We start from the raw sequence: 23,828 nt of genomic DNA, 5'->3' as shown, positions 1-23,828 counted from the left end.
CATGCGTATGGATGCAACCGCAAAAAGAATGAGGGGAGCTTTTTGCCGGAACGCGCGTGCGTTGCGCCCTGCTACAGCGCCTCGGTCCGGCAGGTCAGCCCGAGCGTTTCCGCCGTGTTGGCGACCGCCGACAGGCAGACCTCCGCCCGTTCGGCCGGGATCGACACCGAGAAGCGCAGGATATAGCGCTCTCCCGCCCGGTCGGGCAGGGTCTGGGCGTCCAGGCGGACGATGTTGGCGTCGAACTGGGTGAAGATTTCCGACAGGCGGGCGACGAGGCCGGGCTGGTCGCCGCCCGACACCTCGACGCGGTGGGTGATCAGCGCCTGCGGACCCGGTTGCGGGTCGAAGGCGAAGAGGGTGACCTTCACCTCGGCGCCGGCCAGGACGGGCAGGGAGGACAGGCTGCCCTGCACCTCCTCCACCGTCAGGCCGTCGGGCAACTCGCAGACGGCCGAGAACTCGGCGCCGGTGCCGAGCGAGGCGAAGGTGGCGTCGCGCAGGTTGATGCCCTGTTCGAACAGGTGGCTGGTGATGCCGGACACCAATCCGACCCGGTCGGGGCAGAAGGTGGAGACCAGGGCCAGTCCCCTAGCCGATCCCGTCTCACTCGATCCCGTCATGGCTCGTCTCCCGTATCGACTTTCTTCGTGGGCGGGGCTCGGCCGCACCGTCTCATGGGGCGATCATCGAAGCGGGGTGCCGGGAACGCCAGCACAAAATGACGCTCAGCCGCCGAACAGGCGGCGGGTGGCGGCGCTGATGGCGTGAAGCTCCGCCGCCAGCGCCGGGTCGACGTCGTCAACGTAGTGGGAGGCGAGCAGGCCGAAATTCAGCTCCGCCGCCCGGTCCAGCCGGTCGCGCCCGGCGCGCGCCTCGCCGTCGACATAGTCGAGCTGGCGCTGGATGCTGGTCAGCCAACGGTTGTCCGGCTCCCGCCGTGCCAGCGCGGCGATGCCGACGGAGGCCCGCGCGATGCGGCGGCGCAGTTCGTCGGTGGTGGCGATGTCGGGCATGGTCGGGCTCTCCGGTAAAACGCGGCGGGGCGCAGTCTGGACCGCCGACCCCCGTCCGGTGAACAGCGGATGGCGGCGGAGGGTTGCGCGCCTTACGGCACGGCACCGCCGCTGGTGACGCCGGCCTTGACGCTGTTCGGCACCACGACCTGGGCACAGCCGCCCTGGGTCTGCACGCTGGTGCCGGGGGTGGTCCAGTTGTCGACGATCGGGGCGGCGACCGACTTCAGCCCCTGGCCGGCCGGCAGCACCGCCTTGTACTCCGCCCGGCCGGCGCCCGAGATGCCGAGGCAGTCCGGGGTGGCGGTCACCACCGGGGAGAAGAAGTTGCCGAAGCGGACGCTGTCATAGCCGGTGCGGACATACTGGAACCAGGTCGTGCCCGCCGGCACCTCCATCACCTCCACCGGCTTGGAGAAATCGATGTCCTTGGCGTCGTCGCCGTAGCGGGCGGAGGTGAGGTCGGTCGAGGCGTAGAAATAACTCGCCACCACCACGCGCGCGTTCAACTGGTCGGCGCTGGTGCCGGCGGCCTTGGCGGCGGTCACCTGATCGGGCGTCGGCGCGGTCTGGGCATGACTCGGCCCCGGCAACGCCATCGCCAGTGTCAGGCAGAGCGCGAGCATCGATCCCTTGGCAATGCGTGCGAACGGGTGCATGGGGTGTCATCCAATCCGGGAGGTTGAGAATCTCCGGAGGAACGATACCCACGCAATCGAGCCTGCCAAGCCCGGAATGCGACAGGGGCCGGACCGCTTTCACGGCCCGGCCCCTTGTCAAAGCATCAAAGCGCGCCCTGTTCAGGGCAGGCCGTCCCGCCTCAGGCGGCGGTGCCGCCGACCGTCAGGCCTTCCAGCTTCAGGGTCGGCTGGCCGACGCCGACCGGCACGCCCTGGCCGTCCTTGCCGCAGGTGCCGACGCCGGGGTCGAGGCGGCTGTCGTTGCCGATCATCGACACGCGGGTCAGGCTGTCCGGACCGTTGCCGATCAGGGTGGCGCCCTTCACCGCCGGGCCCAGCTTGCCGTCCTCGATCAGGTAGGCCTCGCTGGCGGAGAACACGAACTTGCCGTTGGTGATGTCGACCTGGCCGCCGCCGAAGTTCTTGGCGTAGATGCCCTTCTTCACCGAGGCGATGATCTCGTCCGGGGTGTGGCTGCCGCCGCGCATCACCGTGTTGGTCATGCGGGGCATCGGGTGGTAGGCGAAGCTCTGGCGCCGGCCGTTGCCGGTCGGGCGCATGCCCATCAGGCGGGCGTTCATGCGGTCCTGCATGAAGCCGACCAGGATGCCGTCCTCGATCAGCGTGGTGCACTGGCCGGGGGTGCCCTCGTCGTCGACGCTGATCGAGCCGCGCGAGTTCTCGATGGTGCCGTCGTCCACGATGGTGACGCCGGGGGCGGCGATGCGCTGGCCCATCAGGCCGGCGAAGGCGGAGGTCTTCTTGCGGTTGAAGTCACCCTCCAGCCCGTGGCCGATGGCCTCGTGCAGCAGGATGCCCGGCCAGCCGCTGCCCAGCACCACCGTCATCTCGCCGGCCGGGGCCGGGACGGAGGCGAGGTTGACCAACGCCTGCCGCAGCGCCTCGTCGACGAAGCCGCGCCAGGTTTCCGGCTGGATGTAGTGCTCGTAGGTGACGCGGCCGCCGCCGCCATAGCCGCCGGTTTCCATCCGGTCGCCCTCGGCCACCACGACGGAGACGTTCAGGCGGACCAGGGGGCGGAGGTCGGCGACGCGCACGCCGTCGCCGCGCAGGATCTGCACCGCCTGCCATTCGCCGCTGATCGAGCAGCTGACCTGCCGCACCCGCTCGTCCTTGCCGCGGGCGTAGGCGTCGATGTCGGCCAGCAGCTTCACCTTCTCCTCGAAGGGAACGAGGTGCAGCGGGTTGTCGGGGATGTAGAGCGCGCGGTTGGTTCCCGCCGGCGGCTCCGCCAGGGTGCCGGTGTGGCCGCTCTGCACGGCGCGCACGGTGGTCGCGGCGCGGCGGATCGCGTCCTCCGACAGGGTGCTGGCGTGGGCGAAGCCGGTCGCCTCGCCGGCGATGGCGCGCAGGCCGAAGCCCTGCGTGGTGTCGAAGCTCGCCGACTTCAGCTTTCCATCGTCCCAGCCCAGCGATTCGCTCTGGGCGTATTCCAGATACAGCTCCCCATCGTCGGCGTTGTGCAGGGCCTCCTGCACGACGCCTTCCACGCGGGCGCGGTCCATGCCGGCGCGGTTGAAGAAGAGATCGTCAGTGACGGCAAGCGCGCTCATGGACACTCCGAGAATCTGATGGTGGGCCGGATCGCGACCGGATGCGGACTCGTTCCAAGGTAGGACACAGTGTCATAGCCGGCGCCCTCGCGCCCAGCCGTGCGATGTGTTCTAACGGACACTGTATAGTGTGGCGTCGCGCGCGGCATCCGGCAAGGCTTGGCGGCAAGGCCCGGCGGCGCAACAGGGCAGACGAAGGGGGGTATCATCATGACCGGCGGTGCGGTTCAGACCAGCATGGGAACCCTCGATCGCGACGGCGCCGTCATCGGCTCGCGCCCGCTGCGCGACCACCCGTTGCGCCAGACCCTGACCAACGAGGTCCACGCCCGCCCGCCGGAGGCGCTGACCTCGCCGATGCGCGCCACCATGCTGGCCATGCTGTCGGGCGAGGGCGCCGGGGAGGCGGACCGCCGCCATCTGGAGGCGTTGTGCGACTGGGCCGGCGTCGTTCGCCCGCCGCAGGGCGCCACCCACCACAGCGCCTCCTTCGGCAGCTTTCACCTGAAGTGGGAGCGCCACACCGAATTCTCCGCCTGGACGGTGTTCCGTCCCGGCGCCATGCCGGCCGGCACGCTGGTCGACCCCTTCCTCGACCCGGCGCTGGCGGCACTGCCGCGCGACTGGCTGGCCGGGTTGCCGGGCGACCTGCTGGTCGGCATCCACGTCGCCGTGCTCGACCCCGAGACGCCGGAGCCGTCGGCCAACATGATGGCGGCGATGTTCGGCTCGGAAAGCTACGTCGGCTCGCGCATCGCCGGGCGCTCCGCCACCGCCTGGACCGACTTCCGCATCCATGGCGACGGCTTCTCGCGCATGCTGATCATCGACCACTCGATGACGCCGCGCCAGACCGGCCGCGTCGTCCAGCGCCTGATGGAGATCGAGACCTACCGGGTGCTGGCCCTGCTGGCCCTGCCGATGGCGCGCGGCGTGCTGCCGCGCATCAACCCGATCGAGGCCGGGCTGGCCGACGTCACGACGCGCATCGCCACCCTGCGCGGCCTGCAGGACGAGCGCGACCTGCTCGACCGGCTGACCCTGCTGGCCGCCCAGACCGAGCAGATCGCCGCCGAGACCGCCTACCGATTCGGCGCCGCCCGCGCCTATTACGAGCTGGTGGAGCGCCGAATCGAGGAGCTGCGCGAGATCCGGATCGAGGGGCTGCAGACGGTGCAGGAGTTCATGGACCGCCGCCTGACCCCCGCCGTCCGCACCTGCGAGGCGGTGGAACAGCGCCTCAACTCGCTGTCGCAGCGGGTGGCGCGGGCCAGCAACCTGCTGCGCACCCGGGTGGAGATCGCGGTGGAAGGCCAGAACGCCGAGCTGCTGCAGTCGATGGACCGCCGCGCCCACCTGCAACTGCGCATGCAGGAAACGGTGGAGGGGCTGTCGGTGGTGGCGATCAGCTATTACCTGGTCGGCATCGTCGGCTACGCCGCCAAGGGCTTGAAGGGCTTCGGATTCAAGATCGATCCCGACATGCTGGTCGGCGTGATGATCCCCATCGTCATCGCCTTCGTCTGGTCCGGCGTCCGGCGGATCCGCAAGGTGTTGACCAACCCGCACTGACGGCGGCCGAAGGGGCGGGACGCTACCACCTTCGCGGTACTGGTCCCGAACCCGCAGCTCCACCATTCTGATTCCCCGGCCGGCCCCGCAGCGAGGGCCGGAGTCGCGTTGGTGCGTCGCAACAATTCTGCGCGACGCCGCGCCTTGGCGCATGTTCCTTTCGGCCGACCATTGGCAGAAAACTCCGCTGTTCCAACGGACTGCGACAGAATGCCGCATGGATTGCCCCCGCCGCCGGCTCAACCTTTGTTCCTCTGACACGGCTCAACGCGAGGAAAAGTCTATGCCGAGAGTGGGAGAGAGGAAAGGCTTGTAACCCAGCGTGGCGAGGGGATAAGCTCCGCCTGCGGGTAAATGTCGCGCTAACATGGCGTGATCCCTGCATAAACTGGCGTTCGCTGACAAGCCCAACGATGGACCGCACCAACAGGTGACGGACCGAACAACCAGGGGCGAAGGGAGCGTCGGCGGGAAGAGACGACCGCGGCTCGACACGAACGTCGCGGCTAAGAAGGGGTTGGGGATGAAAAGGCAAAGCCTGTGCGCCGCCGGGCTGGCGGCGGTCCTGTCGATGGTCGGAGCCTGGGGAAGCGCGCTGGCGAACGAGCCGCGGCCGTGGGAGATGGGCATGCAGCCCTCGGCTTCGCCGGTCAAACACCTGATGACCTCGTTCAACGACCTGCTGAACGTCATCATCACGCTGATCGTGATCTTCGTCGCGGCGCTGCTGGCCTACTGCGTCGTCCGTTTCAATTCCAAGAGGAATCCGGTCCCGTCGAAGACCTCGCACCACACGCTGCTCGAGGTCGCCTGGACCGTGGTGCCGGTGATCATCCTGATCGTGATCGCCGTGCCGTCCTTCAAGCTGCTCTACGCCGCGGAGCGCATCCCGCAGGCCGACATGACCATCAAGGTCACCGGCCACCAGTGGTACTGGGATTACGAATACCCCGACCACGGCAACATCACCTTCTCCAGCTACATGATCCCGGAGCCGGAACTGAAGCCGGGCCAGCGCCGCCTGCTGGAGGTCGACAACCGCGTCGTCGTTCCGGTCAACACCACCGTGCGCGTGCTGGTCACCGCCAGCGACGTCATCCATTCCTGGGCGGTGCCCGCCTTTGGCCTGAAGAAGGACGGCGTGCCCGGCCGCATCAACGAGACCTGGTTCAAGGCCGAACGCGAGGGCGTCTACTACGGCCAGTGCTCCGAAATCTGCGGCACCAACCACGGCTTCATGCCGATCGCGGTGGAAGCCGTCTCGAAAGAGGCGTTCGACGCCTGGGTCGCCAAGGCCAAGACGGCCTACGCCCCCCGTGACGCCGACCGCGACGTGGCGCAGCGCCCGACCGGCACGCTGGTCGAGTAACGCCGCATCGCACCCCCGCCGACGGGACCACGCGACCAAGAAGAACCGTACCCAGCCGCCGCCCGCCGTCCCCGCCGAGGGACAGCCGCCGGTACCGGCCAGGAACAGCGACAAAGGGTTGAAGACATGGCAAACGCCACACCGGGACATGCACAGGGGCATGAGCACGGACATGACGACCATCACGTCCCAGGTTTCGTGCAGCGCTGGTTCTATTCGACCAACCACAAGGACATCGGCACGCTCTATCTGATCTTCTCGGTGATTGCCGGGCTGATCGGCGGCCTGTTCTCGGTCATCATGCGGATGGAGCTGCAATCGCCCGGTCTGCAGATCGTCGGCGACGGCCAGATGTGGAACGTGCTGATCACCGCCCACGGCCTGATCATGGTGTTCTTCGTGGTCATGCCGGCGCTGATCGGCGGCTTCGGCAACTGGTTCGTGCCGCTCATGATCGGCGCGCCCGACATGGCCTTCCCGCGCATGAACAACATCAGCTTCTGGCTGATCGTGCCGGCCTTCCTGCTGCTGCTGAGTTCCGCCTTCGTCGGCACCGGCGCCGGCACCGGCTGGACCATCTATCCGCCGCTGTCCTCCCCCGTCGGCCACAGCGGGCCGTCGGTCGACATGGCGATCTTCGCGCTGCATCTGGCCGGTGCCAGCTCGATCCTGGGCGCGGTCAACTTCATCACCACCATCTTCAACATGCGCGCGCCGGGCATGACGCTGCACAAGATGCCGCTGTTCGTCTGGGGCATGCTGGTGACCGCCTTCCTGCTGCTGCTGGCGGTGCCGGTGCTGGGCGGCGCGATCACCATGCTGCTGACCGACCGCAATTTCGGCACCACCTTCTTCAACCCGGAAGGCGGCGGCGACCCGATCCTGTTCCAGCACCTGTTCTGGTTCTTCGGCCACCCCGAAGTCTACATCATGATCCTGCCGGCCTTCGGCATCATCAGCCACATCATCTCGACCTTCTCCAAGAAGCCGGTGTTCGGCTATCTCGGCATGGCCTACGCCATGGTCGCGATCGGCGTCGTCGGCTTCGTCGTGTGGGCGCACCACATGTACACGGTCGGCCTGGACGTCAACACCAAGGCCTACTTCACCGCCGCCACCATGATCATCGCGGTGCCGACCGGCGTGAAGATCTTCTCGTGGATCGCCACGATGTGGGGCGGCTCCATCGACTTCAAGGTGCCGATGCTGTGGGCGATCGGCTTCATCTTCCTGTTCACCGTCGGCGGCGTCACCGGCGTGGTGCTGGCCAACGGCGGCCTCGACAACTACATGCACGACACCTACTACGTCGTCGCGCACTTCCACTATGTGCTGTCGCTGGGCGCCGTGTTCTCGATCTTCGCCGGCTGGTACTACTGGATCGGCAAGATGTCGGGCCGGCAGTATCCGGAATTCTGGGGCAAGGTCCATTTCTACACGACCTTCCTCGGCGTCAACATGGTGTTCTTCCCGCAGCACTTCCTGGGCCTGTCGGGCATGCCGCGCCGCATTCCGGACTATCCGGACGCCTTCTGGGGCTGGAACATGGTCTCGTCGCTGGGTGCCTACATCTCCTTCGCCTCGACCCTGCTGTTCGTCTGGATCGCGATCCGGACGCTGCGCAGCGGCGAGCGGGTTTCGGCCGCCTATTGGGGGCCGCAGGCCGGCACGCTGGAGTGGACGGTAAGCTCCCCGCCGCCGTTCCACGCGTTCGAGACGTTGCCGCAGGTCAAGTGACCGTGCTAACCGGCGGGCGTCGCCGCAAAGCATCGCCCGCCAATGGGGAGCACGGCCGACTGATCCAGGGCCAGAGGATAAGGGACAATTCATGACCGACATGACCAACGAACTGACGCTCGACCGGCCGGGAGGGGCATCGGCCGGTGATTACATCGAGTTGCTGAAGCCGCGCGTCATGTCGCTGGTGGTCTTCACCGGCCTGGCCGGGATCGTCCTGGCGCCGGGCCACATCCACCCCTTCCTGGCCGCGGTGGCGGTGCTGTGCATCGCCGTCGGCGCCGGGGCGTCGGGTGCCATCAACATGTGGTACGACCGCGACATCGACGCGGTGATGACCCGCACCGCCAAGCGTCCGATCCCGTCGGGCCGCGTCGGCGCCGACGAGGCGCTGGGTTTCGGCGTCACCCTGTCGGTCTTCGCCACGCTGGTGATGGGGATCGCGGTGAACTGGACGGCGGCGGCGCTGCTGGCGCTGACCATCGGTTTCTACGTGTTCGTCTACACCATGGGGTTGAAGCGGCGGACGCCGCAGAACATCGTCATCGGCGGCGCGGCCGGCGCCTTTCCGCCGATGATCGGCTGGGCCGCGGTGACCGGCGGCGTCGAGTTGCCGTCGATCCTGCTGTTCCTGCTGATCTTCCTGTGGACGCCGCCGCATTTCTGGGCGCTGGCCCTGTTCCGCAACGCCGACTACACCCGCGCCGGTGTGCCGATGATGCCGGTGGTCGCCGGGCCGCTGTCGACCAAGCGCCAGATGCTGGTCTACACGCTGGTCCTGCTGCCGGTGGCGGCCTCGCCGTATGTCGTCGGGATTTCCGGGCCGTTCTATCTGGCGGTGTCGAGCCTGCTGGGGCTGATGTTCGTCGGCTGCGCGGTCCGCGTCCTGCGGTCGACCGACGACACGCCGGCCAAGAAGATGTTCGGCTTCTCGATCCTGTATCTGTTCCTGCTGTTCGCCGTGATGATCGGCGAGCGGCTCGTGCTTGGAGGTGGGGCATGACCGTGATGGACCGCGATCTTTCCGACAGCTCGCCGCCCAGGGCGGATGCACCGCGGGCGGACGAGGTCCGGCGCCAGGAGGCATTGCGGCTGAAGCGGTTGCGCGGCCGCAACCTCGCCGTCCTGGCGGCGCTGCTGGCGCTGGTGGTGCTGTTCTACGCCATCACCGTCGTCCGGATGAGCGCGGGGCACTGATGGCCGCCCCGGAAAACAACCCCTCCGGCGACCGGATCCGCCGCCGCAACCGGCTGATGGTCGGTTCGCTGTTCGGGCTGGTGCTGGGCATGATCGGGCTGACCTACGCGTCGGTGCCGCTCTACAGCCTGTTCTGCGCCGCCACCGGCTTCGGCGGCACGACGCAGCGGGCGGAGCAGGCCGCGGCGAGGATCGTCGACCGCAAGGTCACCGTCCGCTTCAACGCCGACACCAACGGCGCGCTGCCCTGGTCCTTCCGGCCGGAGCAGAAGGAGGTGGTGCTGAAACTGGGCGAAACCGCGTTCGCCGCCTACCGGGCGGAGAACAAGGGCGCCAAGCCGACCGTCGGCACCGCCGTCTACAACGTCACGCCCGAAAAAGTGGGCAGCTATTTCAACAAGATCCAATGCTTCTGCTTCACCGAGCAGGTCATGCAGCCCGGCCAGGCGGTGGACATGCCGGTGGTGTTCTTCGTCGACCCGGCGATGGCCGACGATCCCAACATGGACGACGTGACGACCATCACGCTGTCCTACACCTTCTTCCGCGCCAAGGACAGCGAGGCCGTTCTTGCCCAGCAGGCCGCCTCGCCGGCGCCCGCGCCAGGAAGCAATCAAAAGGCGGAGCCCGGGGCGACCGCCACAAACTGAACCAAACGGGGTAGAGAGACGATGGCCGACATCACCCACGGGCACATGCCGCACGCAGAACCATCCGCGCACGAACCGGGCGCCGGCATCCCGCATCCCTACCATCTGCTGAAGCCCAGCCCGTGGCCGCTGATCGGCGCCTTCGCCGGCGGGCTGCTGGCGACCGGCATGGTCATCTACATGCACGGCGGCGGCAAGCTGCTGCTGATCCTGGGCGTGCTGGCGATCCTGACCACGATGGCCGGCTGGTGGCGCTCCGTGATCCGCGAGTCGGTGGTGGAACACGCCCACACGCCGGTGGTGAAGATCGGCCTGCGCTATGGCATGGCGCTGTTCATCGCGTCGGAGGTGATGTTCTTCGCCGCCTTCTTCTGGGCCTTCTTCCACGCGGCGCTCGAACCCAAGGCGACCGCGGTCAACCCCGACGCCCACTGGCCGCCGCCGAACATCCACGTCATCAACCCGTTCGACATGCCGTTGATGATGACGATGATCCTGCTGCTGTCGGGCGTCACCGTCACCTGGGCGCACCACGCCATCCTGGAGGGCCGCAACCGCGAGGCGTCGAAGGCGCTGGGCTTGACCGTGCTGCTGGGCGTGATGTTCTCGTTCTTCCAGGGTTATGAATACGTCCACGCGGCGTTCAAGTTCACCGACGGCATCTTCCCCTCGACCTTCTACATGGCGACCGGCTTCCACGGCTTCCATGTGCTGGTCGGCACCATCTTCCTGGCGGTCTGCTGGGTCCGCACGGTGAAGGGCCACTTCACCCCCGACAGCCATTTCGGCTTCGAGGCGGCGGCCTGGTACTGGCACTTCGTCGACGTGGTGTGGCTGTTCCTGTTCGTGTCGGTCTACTGGTGGGGTGGGCATGGCGGCGTGGTCGCCAGCCACTGACGGTTCACCCGCTTGGGGCCGGTCCGGCGGCTGGCGGCCGCACAGAAAACGGGCGCCGGAACGGCCCGAACGGGAGGTCACCGAAGCGTGAGCGACTACCACACCAACGTCTCCCCGATCACGGCGGGCCTGCGCTGCGCCTGCCCGCGCTGTGGCCGGGGGGCCCTGTTCACCGGATACCTGACGGTGGCGGAGCGCTGCCCCGTCTGCGGCCTTGATTTCTCGAAGGTCGACAGCGGCGACGGGCCGGCCGTCTTCCTGATCTTCATCCTGGGCTTCCTGGTGGTGCCGGTGGCGCTGTGGGTGTCGATGACCGTCGACTGGCCGCTGTGGCTCCACGCCATCGTCTGGAGCATCGTCGTGCTCGGCCTGACGCTGGGCATGCTGCGGCCGGCCAAGGCCTGTGTGGTCGCGCTCCAGTACCGCTACCGCCGCAGCGAGGTCGAGAAGGGTTCATGAGCCTCGATCACTCATCGGGCGCCCGGCGCGGATTCCGCCCGGCGCTCGGCGCCACGCTGGTCACGCTGGCCGGGATGGCGGTGACGATCGGGCTCGGCACCTGGCAGGTCGAGCGTCTCAATTGGAAGACCGACCTGATCGCGCGGATCGACCGCCAGATGGCCGAGCCGCCGGTGCCGCTGCCGGCACGGATCGACGATCCGGCGGCGTGGGAGTTCCGGCCGGTGACGCTGACCGGCCATTTCCTGAACGACAAGGAGTTGCTGGTGATCGCCCGTCCGCACCCCGGACAGGCGGGCTACGAGGTGGTGACGCCGTTCCAGCGCGCCGACGCGGCCGGGGATGGCGGGATCGTGCTGGTCAATCGTGGCTTCGTGCCGATGGACCGCCGCGACCCGGCCAGCCGCGCCGCCGGCCGGGTGGAGGGCGACACCACCCTGCGCGGCATCGTCCGCCTGCCCCAGACGCCCGGACTGTTCATGCCGGGCAACGGCACGCCGGCCCCGGGATCGGTGTGGATGCGGGTCGAGCCGCCGGCGATGGCGGCGGCGCTCGCGCTGCCCGCCGTGGCGCCGGTGGTGGTGGAGGCGCTGCCGGGACAGACCGCCGGCCTGCGCGACGCGCCGGCGGGGATCGAGCCGCGCGTCGAGCTGCCCAACAACCATCTGCAGTACGCCTTGACGTGGTACGGGCTTGCCGCCACGCTCGCCGCGATCTACGTGCTGTCGCAGCGCAAACGCGCCGACACCGGAACCGACGGACGCCCCGATGACCGCATACCAACAGCTTGAACGCCGCCACGCCCGCATCGCCGCCATCGGCGACGCGCTGGGGATTCTGGGCTGGGATTCCCAGACGATCATGCCGGAGGGCGCCAACGACGGCCGGGCCGAGCAGACCGCCACCCTGTCCGTCATCGCGCACGAACTGGCGACCGACCCGCGCATGGCCGATCTGCTGGCGGAGGCCGAGGCCGACGACAGCCTGGACGCGTGGCAACGCGCCAACCTGCGCGAGATGCGGCGCCACCACATCCACGCCACCGCGGTCCCGGGCGAGCTGGTGGAGGCGACCAGCAAGGCGGTGTCGGTCTGCGAGATGACGTGGCGCAGCGCGCGGGCCGACAGCGATTTCGCCATGTTGCTGCCCTCGCTGACCGAGGTGCTGGCCCGCACGCGCGAGGGGGCGGAAGCGATGGGCGCGGTGATGGGGATCAGTCCCTACGACGCGCTGCTCGACACCCACGACCCCGGCGCGCGGGTCGAGCGCATCGACGCGCTGTTCGCCGATCTCGCCGCCTTCCTGCCGGACCTGATCGGCCGCGTGCTCGACCGGCAGAGCGCCGGGCCGGCGCCGCTGCGGCCGGAGGGGCCGTTCCCGGTGGAGACGCAGCGCCAGTTGGGCGTGCGGTTGATGGAGCGGCTGGGCTTCGACTTCCGCCGCGGCCGGCTCGACGTGTCGCTGCACCCGTTCTGCGGCGGCGCCACCGGCGACGTGCGGATCACCACCCGCTACGACGAGGCGAATTTCGCCGACGCGCTGATGGGCGTGCTGCACGAGACCGGCCATGCGCTGTACGAGCAGAACCGTCCCCAGGCGTGGCTGAGCCAGCCGGTGGGGCAGGCGCGCGGCATGGCGGTGCACGAGAGCCAGTCGCTGCTGATGGAGATGCAGGCCTGCCGCTCGCCGGAGTTCATCACCTGGCTCGCCCCGGTGGTGCGCGAGGCGTTCGGCGGGACCGGCCCGGCGTGGGAGGCCGACAACCTGCGCCGGCTGTACAGCCGGGTGGAGCGCGGCCTCATCCGCGTCAACGCCGACGAGGTGACCTATCCCGCCCACATCATCCTGCGCTACCGCCTGGAAAAGGCGCTGATCGCCGGCGACCTCGCGCTGCGCGACCTGCCGGGCGCCTGGAACGACGGCATGGCGGAGTTGGTGGGGGTGGTGCCGCCCGACGACCGCCAGGGCTGCCTGCAGGACATCCACTGGCCGAGCGGCGGCTGGGGCTATTTCCCCAGCTACACCCTGGGCGCGATGACCGCCGCACAACTGTTCGAAGCGGCACGCGCCGCCGACCCGGAGATCGTGCCGTCGCTGTCCCGCGGCGAGTTCGCCCCGCTGGTGGCGTGGCTGCGGGTGAACGTCCATGAGACCGGCTGCTTCCACGCCTCGGGCGATGCGCTGCTGACCGCGGCGACCGGCCGGCCGCTGGACGCGACGGTGTTCAAGCGGCATCTGGAGCGACGCTATCTGTAAACGCCAGTCTGCGCGGAAGGCGTGCAGAAGGGTCTTGCAGGGAAGCAGAAACGGATTATCTTTGGGATAAGCGTGCCGAGGGTCCTACACCTCGGCACGCCCATCCGATCAGCGGTTCAGAAGATCAAGGCACGCCTTGACGATCTGCAACAGCAGGATCAGGAGTTTGAGGAGGTCCGACATCCTCTACCTCCTTGCTTTGCGGCGGTGGTGGCGGCCAGCCCGCCACCACGTCCGCCCCGGCACTATAGCGTTAAGGTTGCAGATGTGTGCTGCGTCGGTCGGCACGCGCGTGAAATCCTGTGGATAAAATGCGAATCAGCGCTCCTGGCCGCCTGTGCACAGCGTCCAAGCGCATGAAAAAAGGCCGCCCATTAAGGCGGCCTTTTCGCGTTCTTGCAGGGAGTGCCCTTACCCGCGCGCGGTGGTGCGCAGGGTTTCCTCGGCGGCGCGGATCAGGGCCATCGACTTGTTGACGGTCTCCTGATACTCGGCTTCCGGGTCGCTGTCGGCGACGACGCCGCCGCCGGCCTGGACATACATCATGCCGTCCTTCAGCACGGCGGTGCGCAGCGCGATGCAGGTGTCCATGGCGCCGGACGCGCCGAAATAGCCGACGCAGCCGGCGTAGACGCCGCGGCGGGCCTTTTCCAACTCGTCGATGATCTCCATCGCCCGAACCTTCGGCGCGCCCGACACCGTGCCGGCGGGGAAGCCGGCGACCAGCGCGTCCAGCGCGTCGAATTTCGGGTCGAGATCGCCCTCGACGTTGGAGACGATGTGCATGACGTGGCTGTACAGCTCGACGATCATCTTGGCGGTCACCTTGACCGTGCCGATCTTCGCCACCCGGCCGACGTCGTTGCGGCCGAGGTCGAGCAGCATCAGATGCTCGGCCAACTCCTTGGGGTCGCTCAGCAGGTCGGCGGCCAGCGCCTCGTCCTCCGCCGTCGTGGCGCCACGCTTGCGGGTGCCGGCGATCGGGCGGACGGTGACCTTGCCGTCGCGCACCCGCACCAGGATCTCCGGGCTGGATCCGACGACCGTCAGTTCACCGAAGTCGCAATGGAACAGGAAGGGCGACGGGTTCAGGCGGCGCAGCGTGCGGTACAGCGCCAGCGGCGACGGCTTGAAGGGGAAGCGAATGCGCTGGGACGGCACGACCTGGAAGATGTCGCCGGCGCGGATGTACTCCTTCGCCTTCTCCACGATCGCGTGATACTCGGCCTGCGTCGTGTTCGAGGTCCAGGCCAGCGGCAGCCCGTCCTCGGTCCGCGGCTCGCGCCGGTAGGGCAGGGGGCGCTCCAGGTCGGCCAGCGCGTCGACCAGCCGTTCGCGCGCGTCGGCGTAGGCGGTGGCGGCGTCCTTGCCGGCCTTCGGCCAGACCGGGGTCACCAGCGTGATCGAATCGGTGTGGCTGTCGAAGATGGCGACGATGCTGGGCCGGGTCAGGATGGCGTCCGGGATGTTCAGCTCGTCCGGGTTGTCGTCCGGCAGCCGCTCCATCAGGCGGACCATGTCGTAGCTCATGTAGCCGAACAGCCCGGCGGCCATCGGCGGCAGCTCCGCCGGCAATTCGATCCGGCTCTCGTTGATCAGCGCCCGCAGCGCCTCCAGCGGGGCGGTGTCGAGCGGGCGGTAGGCGTCGGCGTCGTGCAGGGCGTCGCGGTTGATCTCCGCCGCCGTCCCGCGCGACCGCCACACCACGTCCGGCTTGAAGCCGATCACCGAATAGCGGTCGCGCCGCGAGCCGGCGCCGCGCTCCGCCGATTCCAGAAGGAAGCCGAAGGGGCGGCCATCGGCCAGCTTCATGTAGGCGGAGACCGGCGTCTCCAGGTCGCTGACCAGCGTGGTCCACACCACCTGCGGCCGACCGGCGGCGTAGGCGGCATCGAAGGCGGTGGTATCGGGCTGGACCTTCACGGCACGGGACCTCTTGTTTCCCCCACTCCGGCGCGGGCGTGCCGGAGTGTCGGTTGCTGGCGTCAGTTGCTGGCGAAGAACTGGTCGATGCGCTGGCGGTGGATTGACACCGGGTATTTGGCGCGCAACGCCTCGGCAAACTCGGCCATCAGGTCGTTCTGAAGGCCCTGTTCCACCGCGGCGCGCACCGGCGCCAGATCGGCGTCGGCCGCCTGGGGATCGGCCGGGATGACCTCCTTCAGGCGGGCGACGACCTGGGCGTCGGCGGTGGCGCCGCTGATCACCTCGGCCGGCTTGGCGGCGAACAGCTTGGCGACCATGTCGCCCGGCAGCCCTTCGACCGACTGAGCGTCGCGGGCAAAGGGCGTCGTCATGGCGAAGCTGGCGCCGGCCTGGGTCGCCACGTCCTGCGCCGCGGCCTCGGCGCCCTGCTTCAGCTTGGCGGCGATCTCCTCGGCCTTCTTGGCGGCGCGCTCGGCGCGCTGGTCCTTCTGCCACTCGGCGATGACCTGGTCGCGGACGTCGGCCAGCGGGCGGACGGCGGCGGGGATGACGCTGTCGACGCGGACGGCGGTGAAGGTGCTGCCCTCGCCCTCGGCGAGGTTGGACGTCGCGCCGGTCTTCAGCTGGAAGGCGCTGGCGAGCTGCGCCTTCAGGCCCGGCAGGTTGGGGGCGGCGTCGCGGCCGTCCGGCGCCTTGCCGGTGCTGTCGACGGCGGCGACCTTGGTCAGGACCAGACCCTGGGCCTGCGCCACCTCTTCCAGCGGCGCGCCGCTGGCCAACTGGTCCTCGACCCGGTTGGCGATGGAGAAGACGGCGTCGAGCGCCTGTTCCTTCTTCAGCTCCGCCTCGAGCTGCCCGCGCACGTCGTCCAAGCTCTTGACGGCGCCCGGCGTCACACCGGTCACGGTCAGGACATGCCAGCCGAGCCCGCTCTTCAGCGCGTCGGACACCTTGCCCGGCTCCAGCGCGAAGGCGGCGTCGCCCAGTTCCGGCAGGTCGTTGCGGGCGATGTTGTCGAGCGTCACCGGCTCGACCCCGGCCTCCTTGGCGGCCTCGCCGAAGCCCTTGGTCTTGGCGGCCTCGGCGATCTGCTTCGCCTTGGCCTCGTCGTCGACCACCACCATCTGGACCGTGCGCTTCTCGGGCGTCCCGAACTCGTTCGCACGCTCGTCGTAGGCCTTGCGCAGCTGCGCGTCCTCGATCTTGACGTCCTTGGCCAGCGCCTCGGGCGACAGCTGGGCCACGGTCAGGGCGCGGTATTCCGGTGCGGTGAAGCGGACCTGATGGTCGTCGTAGGATTGCTTGATCGTCGCGTCGTCGGGCACGCCGACGTCGCCGATCGAGGCGTTGGGCAGGGTCACCACCTCCGCGACGCGCTTCTCGCCGCGGTAGCGGTAGAGCTGCTGCACCAGCGGCTGCGGCGCCGTGACGTTGGCGCCGACGGCGCCGGCCACCAGTTGCCGCGCCGTCTCGCGCTGGATCATCGCGACGTAGCCATCCTCGGTCAGCTGGTTGCTGCGCAGCACGGTGCGGAACAGCGTCGGGTCGAACTTGCCCTGCGGGTTGCGGAAGGCCGGCTCGTCGGCGATGCGGAGCTTCACCACCTCAGGCCCGACGGCGATTCCCAAATCCTGCGCGGCGAGGTCGAACAGCGTGCGCTGGATCAGCGACTGCAGCGCCTGGTCGAGCAGGCCGAAGCGCTTGGCCTGTTCGGCGGTCAGGTTGCCGCCCAGCATCGGGCGCAGGCGTTCCATCTGCCGGCGGAATTCCTGGTCCAGCGCCTCGCGCCCGATCTCCACCTTGCCGACCTCGGCAACCGTGGTGGGGGTCTGCGAGCGGAACACGTCGCCGATGCCCCAAATGCCGAAGCTGAGGATCAACAGGACGAACAGGATCTTGACGACCCAGGAGCCGGCGAAATTGCGGATGAACTGGAGCATGGGACCCGAATCTGAGCGCGTCGTTCGGCCAATCCGGCCGGGGCGGCGCATCATAGATAGGGGATGCTGGGGCGGCAACAGCCCATTTCCACCGGCGATGCCGGGATGCGGGCACGGAAACGCCCCGGCTCCGCGATCGGCGGGGCCGGGGCGTCCGGAACGGTCCCGGAACTGCCCGGGTGGCGCGGTTACTTCTTCAAGGCGTCGCGGGCGGCATCCTTGGCGCCGCCGATGGTGTTCTGCACCTTGCCGGCCGCCTTGTCGGCCTGGCCCTCGGCCTGCATCTTGGTGTCGCCGGTCGCCTTGCCGACGGCATCCTTGACGGAGCCCTTGGCGGAGCGGGCAGCGCCCTCGATCCGGTCCTTGTCCATGGTGGCAACCTCCTTGGCGTGTCGTTGTCCCCATACAACAGCACGCAAGGCAAATGGGTCCGGCCGCCGGTGTGACGAAAAGGGGCGAGTGTCGCCCGATCGGGCGCTCAGGCCCGCCGCGGCCCGTCGGTGCCGAGCGCCGCCGGCAGCGGGGCGGAGGACGGCGTGTCGCCGCGCAACGGGCCGGCGGTGCGGCGGCGCAACGTGGCGAGCGACAGCGCGTGATGGCTGATCCGATCGCGGAAGTCGCGGTCGACGCGGGTGTAGGCGCTGAAGGCGAGCCTTATCGCCGCCGGCGAGCGGGAGCGCAACGCGTCGTTCAGCGCGTCGCGCAGCGTGCGCAGTTCGAGAATCCCGGGGACGAAGGCCATTTCGACCGCCTCGGCCAGGATTTCGATCGAGCAGAGTGCCGCTTCGTCGTCGAGCGGAAAGCCCATGCGGGACTCCGGTGCGATGATCAGGAACCGAGCAGGTCGACGACCGCCGTCAGGCAGCGCCGGCGCGTCTGGCATTCCTCGCAAAGCGTGGTCGTCGGGCAGTGAGTCCGGCGCAGCGCGTCCAGCCCCTGGAACAGCACGCGCTTCTTGTCGTCGGAGATCACGTCGGTGGCCCTGATCGTCTCGAATGCGTCCCGCATCGGGTTGGTTACGTCTATGAGCATTGCCTTATGCCTCCATGCATAGGGAATTTATGCTGCACCCGCGCCTAAGTCCATGAACACACTGTAATATGCCGACGCTAAATTGAAACGAGCTGTGGCGGTTTCTGCCGGACGGCGGTGCTTGACGCGCGAAATGTCGCACGTCAGCATCGCCGGCCGTGGCGAGGGCGCCGGCATGGTGGAAGGGGCGGGATGGATCGGGCGGTGTGGCCGACGCTGGCGCTCTACGCGGTGGCGGCGCTGGCGGAGATCGGCGGTTGCTTCGCCGTCTGAGCGTGGGCGCGGCTGGATCGCAGCCCTTGGTGGACCCTGCCGGGGATCGCCAGCCTGGGCCTGTTCGCGTGGCTGCTCACCCGGGCCGACGCGGCGTTCGCCGGGCGCGCCTATGCGGCCTACGGCGGCGTCTACATCGCGGCGTCGCTGCTGTGGCTCTGGCTGGTCGAGGGCGCGCGGCCGGACCGCTGGGACGGGGCCGGTGCGCTGCTCTGTCTGGCCGGGGCGGCGCTTATCCTGGCTGGCCCGCGCGGGGGCTGAACGCGCGGGACACCGGACGGTTGACCGAGCGCGGCAGGGGCGAACTCCAGGCGGGACCGCTTTCCAGCACCAGGCCTGCGCCGTCGATCCGCAGATACGACCCGACGCGCACCACACGGCGGAGGATGTCGTCGTTGAGCATGATCTGGGCGTCGGCCAGGGACAGCGGCTTGCCCTGGTAGTACGCACGCCCGTCGGCGTGGCGGATCTGGCTGAAGGCGATGGTCATGGCGGGATGCTCCCTATCGTTTCTTGAGCCCCGGTCCTGTTGCGGCTCTGTGGCGCGGCTGCGGCTGCGGCGGGCTTGGTCCTGATGCATGGGCAGTTGTCGGACAAACGCCGGAAGCGCGCGGTTTATTCCTCCATCGGCTGCGGCGAGGGGCGTTTTTCGGCCCGGACGCCGATACGCGCTTCGCCATCCGCCCCCGGACGGCACGGTGCCGGGCGGGTTGGGACGACGAAACCGGGAACAGTCTCACCCGAACACTGCCGATGGTCCAGGGGCGGGTGGCCCATGCCACCGAATTGTCGCAAGTCACACGCGCAAAAGCTGTAATTGTGTGCGCCGGTCCGGTCGTTTATCGCCAACACCGGTGCGGCGGATTGAACCATGTCAATCGGGAATCCGGGTTCAACCGTTAGAGTGGGGGCGTGTCACGGTCGTGGCGAAGAGCCGGGGCAGGCGGACGCGGTGCCAGCGACGTTGGAAAAAGTGCCGGAGGCGGTCATAATACCACCGGCTCGTGTTGGATTTATGCGCAAGGCCGATTCGGCCGAACAGAAAAGACGGATCGCTTCGTGGACCTACAACCGGCGGATCAGATGAACGGTTCCGACAGTGCGGGAGATGCCTCCCTGCCGCGCGACCCGGCATTTCTCGCTTCGTTGGCGTCCAGCCTGCTGGACCATGGCGACGTGACGCTGGTCTATATCGACCGTCAGGGGGTGTGCCGCCACGCCGACCGGCGCTTCGCCGCGGCGCTCGACCGCACGCCGGCGGACCTGATCGGCCAGACGGTCGCCGGCATCGACCATCCCGTCGTCGACGCGCTGCGCGGCGCCATCGACGCGGTCGGCCTGTCGCCGGTGCCGACGACGGCCCCGCTCGACTGCCAGACGGTCGGTTGCGACGGCCGGCGCTCGATGCTCAGCGGCAGCGTCATCGCCCACCATGACGGGCAGGGCGATACGCTGGGTTATCTCGGCGCCTTTCACGAGACGGGCGATCCCAACCGCATCGCCGAGTTCGTGACCCGACGCGACTCGTTCATCGCGACGCTGCTGGACGCGGCGGTGGACGGCATCATCGTGTCCGACCGCACCGGCATCATCCGCTCGATCAACCGCGCCTGCTGCACCATGTTCGGCTATGAGGAGAGCGAACTGCTCGGCCGCAGCATGACCGTGCTGATGCCGCCGCCCTTCTCGCGCGACCACAACCGCTACGTCGACAGCTACATGCGGACCGACCGCGCCAAGATCATCGGCATCGGCCGCGACACGCTGGGCCAGCGCAAGGACGGCACGGTGTTCCCCATCCATCTCAGCGTCGGCGAGGCGCGGCTGGGCGACGACGTGACCTTCGTCGGCATCATCCGCGACATCTCCGAACGGCTGGCGGCGGAACAGCGCGCCACCTATCTGGCGCGGCACGACCCGCTGACCGGCGTGCTGACCCGCACCGCCTTCCTGGAGGAGTGCGAGGCGCTGTTCGCCGGCCACCACCCGGAAGACGCGCCGCCGGCGCCCGGTGCCCCGGCCGTGGAGGCGGCGCCGGACAAGGGCGAGGGCGCCTTCGCCCTGTTCTCGCTCGACGTCGACCAGTTCAGCGACGTGAACGAGGCGTTCGGCTTTCACGTCGGCGACGCCGCGCTGAAGGCGATGGTCAGCCGGGTGACGGAGGTGCTGCCGCCCAACACCATCATCTGCCGCATCGCCGCCGACGAGTTCGCGGCGCTGGCCCGCGTCAGCGATGGCGCGCACGCGCGCACGCTGGCGGAGGTGCTGCACGACCGCCTGACCGCGTCGATCTACGCCGACCGCCATTGGGTGCGGCTGCGGCTGTCGGTCGGGGCGGCGCTGCAGGACGACCGGACCGGTTCGCTGGAGGACCTGAACGCCAAGGCCAAGCTGGCCTTGCAGGCGGTGCAGCACAATGGCGGCAACGCCGTCTGCTTCTACACGCCGGAAATGGCGGCGGCGGCGACGCGGCGGATGATGCTGACCATGCATCTGACCCACGCCATCGAGCGCAACGAGCTGCATCTGGTCTATCAGCCCATCGTCGACCGGGCAGGGGTGGTGCGGTCGGCGGAGGCGCTGCTGCGCTGGAACCACCATGCGCTGGGCCCGGTGTCGCCGGCCGAGTTCATCCCGGTTGCCGAGGAAAGCGGCCTGATCGTCCCGATCACCGACTGGGTGCTGTCGACCGCCATCGAGCAGATGGCACGCTGGCAGGCCGACGGCGTGTTGCCGGAGCGGGTGTTCCTCAACATCTCCGGCCAGCAGTTCCTGCGCGGCAACCTGACCCGGCGGCTGGACGAACTGCTCACCGAACACCCGTCGCTGCGCCATCATCTCGGGCTGGAGATCACGGAGCAGGCGGCGGTGCGCGACCTGAAGGTGGCGGTGCGCACGCTGGGCGAGCTGGCGGATCTGGGCATCCAGGCGGCGATCGACGATTTCGGTTCCGGCTACTCGTCGCTCAGCTATGTCCAGCAGTTGCCGGTCGCCAAGCTGAAGATCGACCGCGCCTTCGTCATCGACGTGCCGGAGAACCCCAAGAGCAACGCGCTGGTCCGCGCCGCCGTCGGCATGGCGCACGGCCTGGGCCTCACCACCGTCGCCGAGGGGGTGGAGACGGTCGAGCAGCGCGATTTCCTGGTCTCGGTCGGCTGCGACATGATGCAGGGCTACCTGTTCGGCCGCCCGATGATGCCGGAGGCGCTGGCCGACATGGTGCGCGGGCAGACGGCGGCGGTCCTGTGAGGGCTGTGCGTCCTCGTTGATCCGTCGCTTGGTCCGATGCGCCCCCCGCTCCGGCGGTCAGCCCCCGTTGCGGCCTTCCAACTGCTCTTCGCGCGGCCGCTCCGCCTCGTCCGACGGTGGCGCCGGCGGCTCGATCCGCAGCGGTTCCGGGCGCCGTCCCCGCCTCAACTCGCGGCGTTTCCAGCGCTGGAACGACTGCTGGTTCCACCAGCCGCGCAGCCGGACGCCGAGGTCGCCGACGCGCTGCTTGACCGAGCGGCGGCGGCTGGCCGGACGGGCCGGCTCCAGCGCCATGCCGACCGAGGTGATGCCGTGGTCGTCCATGTCGCGCACGATCAGCTCGACCCCGCCCATCCGCACCCGGTCGCCCAGCTCGCAGGCGCCGGCGAACTCGTTGCGCAGCAGGTCGCGCAGGGTCAGCTTGGCGTTGGCGAGCGACAGCGGCAGGCCGTACATCTCGGCGATCTGCTCCACCGTCGCGTCGGGGCTGAGGGCGAGGTCGCCGTAGAACTCGCGGTCGTTCTGGTCCAGCGCGCGGCTGCCGCCATAGAGCTTGTCGATCAGCGGCAGCCGGTGCTGCGGCGTGAACAGATAGACGTGGTCGCCGGGCTGCAGTGGCTTCGCCTTGTGCAACGGCACGACGGCGCCGGAACGGATGACCAGCGACGGGCGGGCCCAGCGCGGCATGCGCTGGCCGCGCGCCGCCGGGCTCTTGGCGTGGACGGTGTAGGCGACCAGCTCCTGGTCGGCGTTGCCGGGAAGCTCCAGCTCCACGCGCTCCACCGGGCCGCGTCGCGGCGGGACGATCAGCTCCAGCGCGCGGGCCATGCTGCCGATGGTCCAGCCCTGGACCAGCAGCGACACCACCACGACGATGAAGGCGGTGTTGAAGATGACCTGCCCGTTGTCCAGCCCGCCCAGCACCGGCACCAGCGCCAGCAGCAGCGACACGGCGCCGCGCAAGCCCACCCAGGCGATGAAGCTGGTCTCGCGCACCGAAAAGCGGAAGGGCAGCAGGCAGATCCAGACCGCCAGCGGCCGGGCGACCAGGATCAGCAGCACCGCCACCGCCAGCGCCGGCAGGGCGATGCCGGCGAACTCCCGCGGGGTGGCGAGCAGGCCGAGCATGACGAACATGACGATCTGGCTGAGCCAGGTCAGGCCGGAATGGAAGCGCCGCAGCTCCAGCGCGCCGCGCAGCTTGACGTTGCCGGCGTAGAGGCCGGCGGCGTAGACCGCCAGATAGCCGCTGCCGCCCAGCACGTTGGTGGCGGCGAAGATGAACAGGGCGAAGGTCAGGGTGACCACCGGGTTCAGGCCGGCTTCGAAATTCGCCTTGTTGATGAAGGCGACCAGCAGCCAGCCGCCGATCAGCCCCATCACAGCGCCCAGCGCGAAGGCCAGCGCCAGTTCGCCGACGATCGCCATGGGCGAGGCGAGACCGTGGGTCGCCGCCTCCACCAGCAGGATGGTGACCATGATGGCGACCGGGTCGTTGCTGCCCGATTCGATCTCCAGCGTCGAGCGGACGCGGTCGCGCAGCGTGATGCCGCCGACCCGCAGCAGGAAGAACACCGCCGCCGCGTCGGTGGAGCTGCAGGCCGCCCCGACCAGCAGCGCCTCCACCCAATTCAGATCCATCAGAAAATGGGCGCCGGCGCCGACGACGCCGGTGGTGATCGCCACCCCCAACGTCGCCAGCGTCATCGCCGGCCAGGCGGCGGCCTTGTAGCTGGACAGCTTGGTGTCGAAGCCGCTTTCGAACAGGATGACGGCCAGCGCCATCGATCCGATCAGGAAGGCCGATTCGGGGTCGTTGAACGAAATCTTGCCGATCCCGTCCTCGCCCGCCAGCAGGCCGATGCCGAGGAAGATCAGCAGCAACGGCGCACCGACGCGCAAGGCGAGATAGCTGGTCAACACGCTGGCGATCAGCAGTGTCGAACCGATGAGGATGATGTAACTGACCGCCTCCATAAGCCCCGCGCGCCACGTCCGTCA

22 protein-coding genes and 1 pseudogene are annotated in these 23,828 nt (G+C 68.9%); 12 read left to right on the top strand and 11 right to left on the bottom strand.

Annotation, left to right across the window (positions count from 1 at the left end):
• Positions 1-71 precede the first annotated feature (71 nt).
• The 4 genes from TSO352_RS08835 to tldD all read right to left on the bottom strand — a co-directional run bounded on the left by TSO352_RS08835 (position 72) and on the right by tldD (position 3,270).
• Positions 72-623, bottom strand: a complete 552-nt coding sequence (locus tag TSO352_RS08835; RefSeq protein WP_109106974.1) for an ACT domain-containing protein — start codon at positions 621-623, stop codon at positions 72-74.
• 105 nt (positions 624-728) lie between these two features.
• Positions 729-1,016 carry an immunity protein Tsi6 family protein gene (locus TSO352_RS08830; protein ID WP_109106973.1) on the bottom strand — a complete coding sequence of 96 codons (288 nt, stop codon included), beginning with the start codon at positions 1,014-1,016 and terminating at the stop codon, positions 729-731.
• A 92-nt stretch (positions 1,017-1,108) separates the two neighbouring features.
• A complete protein-coding gene (locus tag TSO352_RS08825; RefSeq protein ID WP_109106972.1) occupies positions 1,109-1,675 on the bottom strand; it encodes a polymorphic toxin type 46 domain-containing protein in 567 nt (188 codons plus the stop codon).
• A gap of 161 nt (positions 1,676-1,836) precedes the next feature.
• A complete protein-coding gene (gene tldD / locus TSO352_RS08820; RefSeq protein WP_109106971.1) occupies positions 1,837-3,270 on the bottom strand; it encodes a metalloprotease TldD in 1,434 nt (477 codons plus the stop codon).
• A 237-nt stretch (positions 3,271-3,507) separates the two neighbouring features.
• On the opposite strand from tldD, the gene TSO352_RS08815 reads away from it, so the two are divergent.
• From TSO352_RS08815 to TSO352_RS08770, 10 genes are all read left to right on the top strand, one after another.
• Complete coding sequence (locus tag TSO352_RS08815; RefSeq protein ID WP_247871988.1) at positions 3,508-4,842, top strand: DUF3422 domain-containing protein; 1,335 nt, start codon at positions 3,508-3,510, stop codon at positions 4,840-4,842.
• A 523-nt stretch (positions 4,843-5,365) separates the two neighbouring features.
• Entirely contained in the window at positions 5,366-6,211 is an 846-nt protein-coding gene (coxB, locus tag TSO352_RS08810; RefSeq protein WP_109106969.1) for a cytochrome c oxidase subunit II, read from the top strand.
• A 126-nt stretch (positions 6,212-6,337) separates the two neighbouring features.
• On the top strand, positions 6,338-7,948 hold the full coding sequence (ctaD, locus tag TSO352_RS08805) for a cytochrome c oxidase subunit I (protein WP_109106968.1): 1,611 nt from the start codon (positions 6,338-6,340) through the stop codon (positions 7,946-7,948).
• Positions 7,949-8,039: 91 nt separating this feature from the next.
• A complete protein-coding gene (cyoE, locus tag TSO352_RS08800; protein WP_109106967.1) occupies positions 8,040-8,951 on the top strand; it encodes a heme o synthase in 912 nt (303 codons plus the stop codon).
• Positions 8,948-9,145, top strand: a complete 198-nt coding sequence (locus TSO352_RS08795) for a hypothetical protein (protein ID WP_109106966.1) — start codon at positions 8,948-8,950, stop codon at positions 9,143-9,145. The genes cyoE and TSO352_RS08795 overlap by 4 nt, the downstream gene beginning before the upstream one ends.
• Complete coding sequence (locus TSO352_RS08790) at positions 9,145-9,795, top strand: cytochrome c oxidase assembly protein (protein ID WP_109106965.1); 651 nt, start codon at positions 9,145-9,147, stop codon at positions 9,793-9,795. Before TSO352_RS08795 ends, TSO352_RS08790 begins: the two co-directional genes overlap by 1 nt.
• Positions 9,796-9,816: 21 nt before the next feature.
• Positions 9,817-10,692 carry a cytochrome c oxidase subunit 3 gene (locus TSO352_RS08785; protein ID WP_199231542.1) on the top strand — a complete coding sequence of 292 codons (876 nt, stop codon included), beginning with the start codon at positions 9,817-9,819 and terminating at the stop codon, positions 10,690-10,692.
• Positions 10,693-10,779: 87 nt separating this feature from the next.
• The gene (locus tag TSO352_RS08780) at positions 10,780-11,151 is read left to right on the top strand and encodes a DUF983 domain-containing protein (protein ID WP_109106964.1); all 372 of its coding nucleotides are present in this window, start codon (positions 10,780-10,782) and stop codon (positions 11,149-11,151) included.
• Positions 11,148-11,942, top strand: coding sequence for an SURF1 family protein (locus tag TSO352_RS08775; RefSeq protein ID WP_109106963.1), 795 nt, complete (start codon positions 11,148-11,150; stop codon positions 11,940-11,942). Before TSO352_RS08780 ends, TSO352_RS08775 begins: the two co-directional genes overlap by 4 nt.
• Positions 11,920-13,407, top strand: a complete 1,488-nt coding sequence (locus tag TSO352_RS08770; protein WP_109106962.1) for a carboxypeptidase M32 — start codon at positions 11,920-11,922, stop codon at positions 13,405-13,407. Before TSO352_RS08775 ends, TSO352_RS08770 begins: the two co-directional genes overlap by 23 nt.
• A 411-nt stretch (positions 13,408-13,818) precedes the next feature.
• On the opposite strand, the gene trpE is transcribed toward TSO352_RS08770, so the two are convergent.
• The 5 genes from trpE to TSO352_RS08745 form a co-directional block, all read right to left on the bottom strand.
• Positions 13,819-15,330, bottom strand: a complete 1,512-nt coding sequence (gene trpE / locus TSO352_RS08765) for an anthranilate synthase component I (RefSeq protein ID WP_109106961.1) — start codon at positions 15,328-15,330, stop codon at positions 13,819-13,821.
• A gap of 62 nt (positions 15,331-15,392) precedes the next feature.
• Positions 15,393-17,273 (bottom strand): SurA N-terminal domain-containing protein, encoded by a 1,881-nt coding sequence (locus TSO352_RS08760; protein WP_109106960.1) that lies wholly within the window; start codon positions 17,271-17,273, stop codon positions 15,393-15,395.
• 188 nt (positions 17,274-17,461) lie between these two features.
• Positions 17,462-17,644, bottom strand: a complete 183-nt coding sequence (locus TSO352_RS08755) for a CsbD family protein (RefSeq protein WP_109106959.1) — start codon at positions 17,642-17,644, stop codon at positions 17,462-17,464.
• Between the two features lie 107 nt (positions 17,645-17,751).
• Positions 17,752-18,081 carry a hypothetical protein gene (locus TSO352_RS08750; protein ID WP_109106958.1) on the bottom strand — a complete coding sequence of 110 codons (330 nt, stop codon included), beginning with the start codon at positions 18,079-18,081 and terminating at the stop codon, positions 17,752-17,754.
• Between the two features lie 20 nt (positions 18,082-18,101).
• Entirely contained in the window at positions 18,102-18,305 is a 204-nt protein-coding gene (locus TSO352_RS08745; protein ID WP_109106957.1) for a hypothetical protein, read from the bottom strand.
• A 192-nt stretch (positions 18,306-18,497) separates the two neighbouring features.
• On the opposite strand from TSO352_RS08745, the pseudogene TSO352_RS08740 reads away from it, so the two are divergent.
• Positions 18,498-18,839: pseudogene (locus TSO352_RS08740) on the top strand (YnfA family protein).
• On the opposite strand, the gene TSO352_RS08735 reads toward TSO352_RS08740, so the two are convergent.
• A complete protein-coding gene (locus TSO352_RS08735) occupies positions 18,811-19,068 on the bottom strand; it encodes a hypothetical protein (RefSeq protein WP_109106956.1) in 258 nt (85 codons plus the stop codon). The pseudogene TSO352_RS08740 and the gene TSO352_RS08735 sit on opposite strands and share 29 nt — an antisense overlap.
• A 593-nt stretch (positions 19,069-19,661) precedes the next feature.
• Here TSO352_RS08735 and TSO352_RS08730 point away from each other — a divergent pair.
• Positions 19,662-21,827 (top strand): bifunctional diguanylate cyclase/phosphodiesterase, encoded by a 2,166-nt coding sequence (locus tag TSO352_RS08730; protein ID WP_109106955.1) that lies wholly within the window; start codon positions 19,662-19,664, stop codon positions 21,825-21,827.
• Positions 21,828-21,884: 57 nt separating this feature from the next.
• On the opposite strand, the gene TSO352_RS08725 is transcribed toward TSO352_RS08730, so the two are convergent.
• Entirely contained in the window at positions 21,885-23,804 is a 1,920-nt protein-coding gene (locus tag TSO352_RS08725) for a potassium/proton antiporter (RefSeq protein WP_109106954.1), read from the bottom strand.
• Between the last annotated feature and the right edge of the window lie 24 nt (positions 23,805-23,828).

It is taken from the genome of Azospirillum sp. TSO35-2 (genome assembly GCF_003116095.1).
Classification (GTDB): Bacteria; Pseudomonadota; Alphaproteobacteria; order Azospirillales; family Azospirillaceae; genus Azospirillum.
The sequence above is the reverse complement of the archived record's forward strand: the minus strand, read 5'-3'. Positions and strand labels throughout refer to the sequence as shown.